Consider the following 7,655-nt stretch of genomic DNA (forward strand, 5'->3'; position numbering starts at 1 on the left):
ACGATCGGGGCGTTTTAGACTACTCACGATTACACAACATGACTGTTCAGGCATGGTCACCTTTCCAGTACGGTCAAATTGCGGGCAATTTTATTGGTAACCCTAAGTTTCCAGAAGTCAACGAAGCTTTACAAAAAGTAGCTGACCAAAAAGGCGTTTCTAAAAATGCTGTTGCAGCTGCCTGGATTTTAAGACACCCAGCAAATACCCAGGTTATTATTGGAACTATGACGCCAGCCCATATTATTGACAGTGCTAAAGGAGCAGATATCTCACTTACTGCTCAAGAGTGGTACGACATTTACCTGGCTGCAGGGAATGATTTACCGTAAAAGTAATTTATAAATTTTAAAAATCCTAACGTAAATAAAGTGCTCCATAATAGTTAGACATTAATCTGGCTATTAGCAGCACTTTTTCATCACTAAATATTCGACTGCTTTGAAAATTGAAGTTGTTTACAAAATTTAATCTGTTGGCTTGGATTTTCTGCTATAGCTATTAGGTATATTGAGGTTTTTACGATATTTGGCAATTACGCGCCGACTTAAAGTCACATCATGTTTGGCAAATATTTCTACCAGCTGCTGATCACTTAAAGGAGCGCGGACATCTTCTTTTTTTATAATCTGTTGCAGGTCATATTCTATACGCGCTTGGGATAAGTCTGTCGTAACTTCACGCGGAAAAAGCATTTTTAAACTAAAAATCTTGTTCTGACACTGGATATATTTGTCTTTAATGGCTCTGCTGATTGTACTAGGTGCCAGATTCAAGGCCTGTGCTGTTTCCTTTAATCCCAATGGCTTTAATTCGCGTCTTTGCATTGTAGTTAAAAACCGGTGTTGGAACTGGCCCACATATTCACCCAGCCGCATGATGGTTTTCTGCCGTTCAGCAATCGCATTTTTCAGTTCAAGAAAACGTTGCTTTTGTTCAGAAAAATATTTGGTTGCAGCAGATTGCTCTTTTAACTTATGATATCCTTTTTCGTCAAAAACAATTTCTGGTATTTGGGACTGATAACTTTCAACTGTTAGGCGTCCGTCCATCACCCGATAAATTAAATCCGGAAATAAATACTGTGTATTATTTTCAACAACATAATCGCTAGCTGGAGTAGGATCCAGTGTTTGGATGCTGGCCAGTGCATCATTTAATTCGGATACTGAAAACTTGGAGTGAGGCCATTGTTTGGGATCGGCCAGCATTTCCAGCTGATTATCATGCAAAATTTCAAGGGCTACAGGATTGAAATCTGCTTTTTGCTTTGCCTGTTGCAAAAGACATTCAGTTAGATCCGCGGCACCAATACCGCAAGGATCAAGACTTTGTAGTAAATTTTTAGCCCTCGTCAACTTCTCTAGTGAAAACTCTGTTTGTTCGGCAATTTTAGCTAAGTCTACCCTTAAGTAGCCATCTTTATCCAGCAGATAAATTAAAACTTTAACCGCACTTTTTTCCCAAGTGTGCCAGTTACTTAAATCTACTTGCAACAATAAATGGTCTATTAAATTTTCTCCTTCAGGCGAGCGCAGCCACTCCAAATTTTGCATTTCGCCTTTGGATTCACGCAAAGATACAAACGGGTTGCTTAGGCTCAACTCCTTCATGGCGTTAATTAAGTCATAGGTACTGTATGAGAGCACAGTTAGATTTTGCTTTAAGTTAGGCGACAAAAAAAGCCGTGTTACTAACTGCTCTTTCGGTTTTAATACCATCTTTTGCAATCGTGTCATCGGCTTTTCTCTCCTTTTTTATTAAGAAGTAATTACTATTTAATTATACTACACCTATCAGTCCTAAAAAAATCGACAATACAAAAATTCCTAACATAACCCAATTAATGTTTACTCTCTTACGTAAAAGGTAAAAACAACCTACGGTTACCAAAAGAGGTATTAGGCCTTTAAATAACTGATCAAGATATCCTTGTAGCAAGATCGGTTTTCCTTTACCAACACTTAAAGCCAAAGTTGTCTTAAACTTAACATTCATAGCTGTCATACAGCCCATCATTAATAAACCTAAAGTACTAGCGGCCTTAGTTAATATTCGCATTCCTCCGCTTTCATATACACGCTGGATAAAGGTTGATCCTAAATTATAGCCTACATATGTAAAGTAAAAGGATAAGAAAACGGCTGGAATATTATAAATTAGCAGGAACAAAATCGGCCCCATGATTGATCCCTGCATTGATAAGCCAATGCCAATACTTGCAGCAATCACTCTCAGGATTCCCTGAAAAAATGTATCACCAATTCCAGACAATGGGCCCATAAGAGAAGTTTTGACAGCAGTAATTGATTGGTCGTCAAAATCTTCACCACGTTTGCTCTTTTCCTTTTCCATTGATGCAACTATTCCCAAAATCAAATTTTCTGCATGTGGAGTACAATTAAACCATTGAACATGTCTGGTTAACGCTGCTTCTTTATCTTTAACATTATGATAAAAGCGGTTTATGGCAGGCATCATACAAAAAGTAAAACCACTAGCGTGAAACTTTGATGGCCCCATACGATCAGCGTGCATCGCAAATGAACGAAGTGTCATCGAATTTAACATCCTTTTCTCTTCTTTAGACAGGGTTTTGGTTATTTTCATGCGAAAAAGTCCTCCTCTTCTTGTTGTTTTTTGCTCAAATTACTATTTAGATTAGCTTCCGTTGTACCCTTTCTCATTTTTAAGTTCATGATATCCTTGTCGCGAAATGCCATCACCACTACGATCGCAATACCAATGCAAGCAATTGCAACAGCTGGTAAGTTCAGATAAATGGTTAAGACAAAGCCCAATAGGTAAAATACTGCCAACTTATTATCCCAAAGGATTTTCATTAAAGTTGCAAACCCAACAGCTGGTAGCAAACCACCTGCTGCGTTAAGCCCAGCCATCAGATTTTGTGGGATAAACTTAACTAGGGCACTAATAGCAGAAGACCCAGCTATTACCCCCAAAAAAGCAATAACCGCATAAATACCATAATAGATAAACCAAGACAAAAAGTGGATTGCAATTATTCCTTTTTGATTATTTTTGGCTGCAAACTTATCAAGAATAGGTGCAAAGACAATCATGACACCATTTTTTAATGCTAATAAAACAAAGGCTGCCAATACACCTATTGGAATGGTTAAAGTTACCGCCGCTTTTTGACTTATATTAGTTGATACCGCAAATGTTACGGCTAAGACGGTTGCAATTGCTGGTTCTGAAGAGATTACCCCACCAACATTTAGTGCACCCATAAAAACTGCTTCGAGTGTAGCTCCGATTGTTAGGCCTGCTTTTAGATTTCCTAAAAATAATCCAGTGACGGCACCGATAACAATTGGTCTATCAATGTAACTATTGCCGGTTAAATAACTTCCTGCATAGCAAATAAACATAACCAGCATAGCAATTAATGCTACTTTCATATTATTTTCCCCTTTCAACAAAAATTTTATGCTTTACCCTTAATTAATTGAGGTATTGAAACTTTCTCCGAGGTAGGTAATCCTTGTGAAAAAACGTCGACATCAGGCAATTTATCTAATTTCTTTAATTTAGTAATCTCTTCAGGATTCAATGCTATGGCAGAATTAAACCGAATAATCTTCGATTTATCAGTTTGATCAAATCTACCCGCATTTGCCACATTAACTTGTTCAACCTGGGAAACATTTTTAGCAATTTCATAAGCATCTTTAACACAGTTTGTAATAACAAATATTCTCATATTTTTGCCCCTAGGATCGGTCAAAATATTAATTGAATCCTTGATACTGCGAATCAATAGCTTTTTACCACTAGGAATAGCCATTTTCATTGTCATTTGTGCTACTTCATTTTTTGCCGCGCCATCATTTGCCACTAAAATTGCAGATGCATTTAATTCTTTAGTCCAGACCAAAGCTACTTGACCATGAATTAGGCGGTCATCAACTCTTACTTGTACTATCATATTTTATTTTCCTCCGTAACTATCTCAACCAAATCTGTCATTTTATCAATACAATAAGTAGGGTGATACTGTTGAACTTGCTTATAACTTTTTTGTGACCAATTTACAAAGGCACTTTTGACTTTTGCATTATTTGCCGAAGCTATGTCTTGCCAATTATCACCGACCATTAAAGTCAACTTAAAATTTGCTTTTACCTTTTTCATTGCCAGCAAAATTGGTTCTCCATCTGGCTTTTTTCTTTTACATTCATCCCCACCTATAACGACATCAAACGTAGAATCCAAATCAAATAACTCAATACCGTGTTTAACCATAGATTTTCTTTTCATTGATACTACCCCTAAATGACAACCTTGCCGTTTTAGACTAAATAAAACTTGCCTAACTTCCGGAAAAAGACGTACATTTTGATCATGACGCTCATCACTATATGTGTTATAAGCTTTTAGTATTTTATCTTCTAATCCCGGGTATAATTTTTGATAAGCATCTCGCAAATTCTGTCCATTAAAGGGTTTGACATCATTTTCAGTGAAAATCCGGTTGCCAAATTTATTTAGTGCATAAATGTTTGACTCATTAATCAATTCGTTACTGTCAAGTAACGTACCATCCCAAGCAAATAAAATTGTATTAATCATGATTTTAGCTACTCAAAGAAATTTTCTTCAGAATTATCATTTGGGATAACAGTAACAAGCTTAACTTGGCTTGCCGTAATAAGTTTTTTTAAGCGCTCTTTAGAGATTTTTTCTGTCTCCAATAAGACTGACAAAACAATAGGAAGATTCATTCCGGTAATAATCTGAACATTTTTAAAGGACTTTTCTACCACTTTAGAAACAACTTTTTGATTAACACTTCCCCCATAGATATCCGTAAAAATATAATATTGTTGATTTTCTTTTACACCTTTTAAAAATTTTTCAACCTCAACTGTAAAATCAGCGTCATCTAAATATGCATCTATTGTCTCAATTTGGTCCTCCTTACCAGTTAGAATCTTGATAGAACTTTTTATGCCACTTGCTAATTTACCATGTGATGCTAATAAAATTCTTTTCATTTTATTCCTCCTCTATCTAATGATTAGCAATTAACATGCCAAGCAAACCTTTAAATTACTGCCTTTATGGCCATCTAAGTGTTTAAAAACTGTTTAAAACATAAAAACCCGTTAAACACTATTAGATTTTTTCAAAATAAAATACCAAACTTAAAAGTGATCAACTTTTATAGTTTGGTATTTGTTAAATGAATTGATTGAATAACTCATATAAGGTTGTCATTTCTGACAGTGTAATCTTTATGTTGTACTTAATCTCGAGAGGTTGAAAAATACTATTCGTAACCTGGAAAAATTTCTCTTCTTTTTCTGATGTAACTCTATTTTTTGAAAATGATGGGTGTTGCAGCATCAAGCGCTCAATCATTAAAGCGATATGCATATATAAATTAAGCTTAAACTTACCATCAAAGGAAACTTTATAAAATAATTCATATTTATTAATTATTGTTTCAACTTCACCTAAAATCACATCAGGATTTAAGAAACTTAATCTTTCAGATATTCCTTCTTTAGAGAAGAAACGAATTATTTGATTAGTAAAATTTTTGATCTGTTCATGGGTAAAATAAGGGAGCAACCATTGTGTCATTTTCTTTTCCCCACTAGCATCTAAAAGATCATATAAATTCATATACTTAAATTTCACTGGATAAGTGATATCAATTGTTGTTAGTACTAAAATTGTCCGGTCAAAATAGGCCCAATCTTTCTCAATAATTTTTTCTTTTAAAGAATTATAAGCAATTGGTATTAATTTAATATTTGTCGGCATATAGGGCTGTATTATTTCAGTGACTTTTTCAGCAATACCTAAACCAGATACACAGGATATTAAAATATTTGGTAATTGAGAAAATCCTTCATAATATTTCGCTTCTATTGTATAGTCCTTATCAGCTTTTTCAGCAATTTCTTTAAAAGGAGTATTTTGTTTAACTTTAATTGCTACATCAAGGGCGGTCAACGTAGTTAAATTATTTATTACTAGCAGATCACCTTGTAAGTGTGAACTGATTTTGGTATAAAGTTGTTCAAGAGACCCCATGTCTATCATTAAAATAAAGCCTTCGACCGTGTTAAATTGATCAATTAACTTATTTGCTTCCTCTATAATTGAGCCAACATCAGCTTCGATTGGCATATCAATTGCATCAAAAATATAGTCTTCACAAAGAGAATTAACAACTGCCTGAATACTTGTAGCAGTGCTCTCGCCATGAGCCACAATTAAAGTTCTCAATTTAATATCTTCATTTACAAACTGGCTTAACAGAATTGTAAATACAATAATTAAACTTATTTGACTATCTTTATCAAGTATTGGTAATTTGTAATAAAAAGTCGTTGCTACATGCAATGAACGAGGTAATTTCCGTGAGAATATATTTTTTAAGTTATTAATAGTGCTAGCGGGGATTTTAAAATGAGCTTGATAAAGCTCGAACATGATCGGTTCTAAATCCTGGGCATTATTTAAGCCAAACTCCTTTTGAATAGTCTTTAAAAAGATCATTTTATGCTGTAGGTGCAATCCGAAATTAGCTCGTTTAATATCAGCAGTGATACTTACTTTTAATATATCTGACTGACAAATACGTAGATTTTTATCTGTAAAATTATGAGATAAATGATTCATTGCTTGTTGCAAATAATAATTTTGCTGCTGTAATCTTTCGGCTTTTTTATAATTAATCTTCTTTTCCGGATCAACTTCAATATCGCCAAAACCCTTAAATGCAGGTAATTTAGTTAACAAGAGATTAGCAATTGTAACTTTTATTTCATTAGTATTATTGCTTTCATCATAAGCTGATGCACATGCAAGTTGAATAGCATTTTTTATATAACCAATATTTCCTGAATGATTGATCTGCAAAAGAGCAGAAACAACTTTTTCATCAACCCTAATTTTTTTATTAATTTTCTTTGCCTCTTGATAAAACAGAAGATTTAACAATTGTAATCGTTCATCAATTGGCCGTTCAATATAATTTGGCAAATTAATTTTTACAGGAATTCTGCGAAGAAACGTTGTTAGCAAAACATCTTGCGGATCTTCCGTAGTAGCCATTATTATTCGAACTGATGCTTTAATAGTATGAACATTATCTCCCACCCTGTAAAAAGTACCACTATCAATAAAATTAAAAAGTTTTTCTTGGCTCTTACTACTTAAACGATGAACCTCATCTAAAAATAAAATTCCACCATCAGCCTTTTCTAGCAAACCTTCCTTTTTCTCATCAGCTCCGGTAAACGCCCCTTTTACGTAGCCGAATAAAGTACTAGAAATTAATTCAGGGTTATCAGCATAATTGGCACAGTTAAAAACGACAAATGGTGCTGTTACACTAATTACATTTTTACTTTTGGCAAACTGATAGATCTTTTTAGCCAAAAAACTTTTCCCCACTCCTGAATGTCCGGTGATTAGAATATTTAAGCCATTAGGTGGGTAAATGACTGCAGATCTTGCTCTATTGATAATACTTTTCATAGAGCCGTTTTCTCCAATGAAGTCAGCAAATATTTTTGAATTAGTTGACGCTCCGATAGCTTTCCATAGTGCTGGCTTTTTGCACAATTTGATTACCTTGCGTTCATTTAATAGTATATTTAAATAATGACTGA

At 34.3% G+C, this 7,655-nt stretch carries 8 protein-coding genes; 1 reads left to right on the forward strand and 7 read right to left on the reverse strand.

What is annotated here, in order from left to right; genetic code table 11:
- A partial coding sequence (locus Q0K80_RS09280; RefSeq protein WP_294605680.1) for an aldo/keto reductase occupies positions 1–332 on the forward strand: 332 nt, incomplete at its 5' end.
- A gap of 135 nt (positions 333–467) precedes the next feature.
- Here Q0K80_RS09280 and rpoN read toward each other — a convergent pair.
- From rpoN to Q0K80_RS09315, 7 genes are all read right to left on the reverse strand, one after another.
- A complete protein-coding gene (rpoN, locus tag Q0K80_RS09285; RefSeq protein ID WP_294605682.1) occupies positions 468–1,739 on the reverse strand; it encodes an RNA polymerase factor sigma-54 in 1,272 nt (423 codons plus the stop codon).
- 43 nt (positions 1,740–1,782) lie between these two features.
- Positions 1,783–2,610 (reverse strand): PTS system mannose/fructose/sorbose family transporter subunit IID, encoded by an 828-nt coding sequence (locus Q0K80_RS09290; RefSeq protein ID WP_294605683.1) that lies wholly within the window; start codon positions 2,608–2,610, stop codon positions 1,783–1,785.
- Entirely contained in the window at positions 2,607–3,425 is an 819-nt protein-coding gene (locus tag Q0K80_RS09295; protein ID WP_294605685.1) for a PTS sugar transporter subunit IIC, read from the reverse strand. The genes Q0K80_RS09290 and Q0K80_RS09295 overlap by 4 nt, the downstream gene beginning before the upstream one ends.
- Positions 3,426–3,451: 26 nt before the next feature.
- Positions 3,452–3,952 carry a PTS sugar transporter subunit IIB gene (locus tag Q0K80_RS09300; RefSeq protein ID WP_294605687.1) on the reverse strand — a complete coding sequence of 167 codons (501 nt, stop codon included), beginning with the start codon at positions 3,950–3,952 and terminating at the stop codon, positions 3,452–3,454.
- On the reverse strand, positions 3,949–4,596 hold the full coding sequence (locus Q0K80_RS09305) for an HAD-IA family hydrolase (RefSeq protein ID WP_294605690.1): 648 nt from the start codon (positions 4,594–4,596) through the stop codon (positions 3,949–3,951). Before Q0K80_RS09305 ends, Q0K80_RS09300 begins: the two co-directional genes overlap by 4 nt.
- A gap of 8 nt (positions 4,597–4,604) precedes the next feature.
- Positions 4,605–5,021, reverse strand: a complete 417-nt coding sequence (locus tag Q0K80_RS09310) for a PTS sugar transporter subunit IIA (protein WP_174794907.1) — start codon at positions 5,019–5,021, stop codon at positions 4,605–4,607.
- Between the two features lie 184 nt (positions 5,022–5,205).
- A partial coding sequence (locus Q0K80_RS09315) for a sigma 54-interacting transcriptional regulator (RefSeq protein WP_365935596.1) occupies positions 5,206–7,655 on the reverse strand: 2,450 nt, incomplete at its 5' end.

This window comes from uncultured Lactobacillus sp. (assembly GCF_945290125.1).
GTDB lineage: Bacteria > Bacillota > Bacilli > Lactobacillales > Lactobacillaceae > Lactobacillus > Lactobacillus rizhaonensis.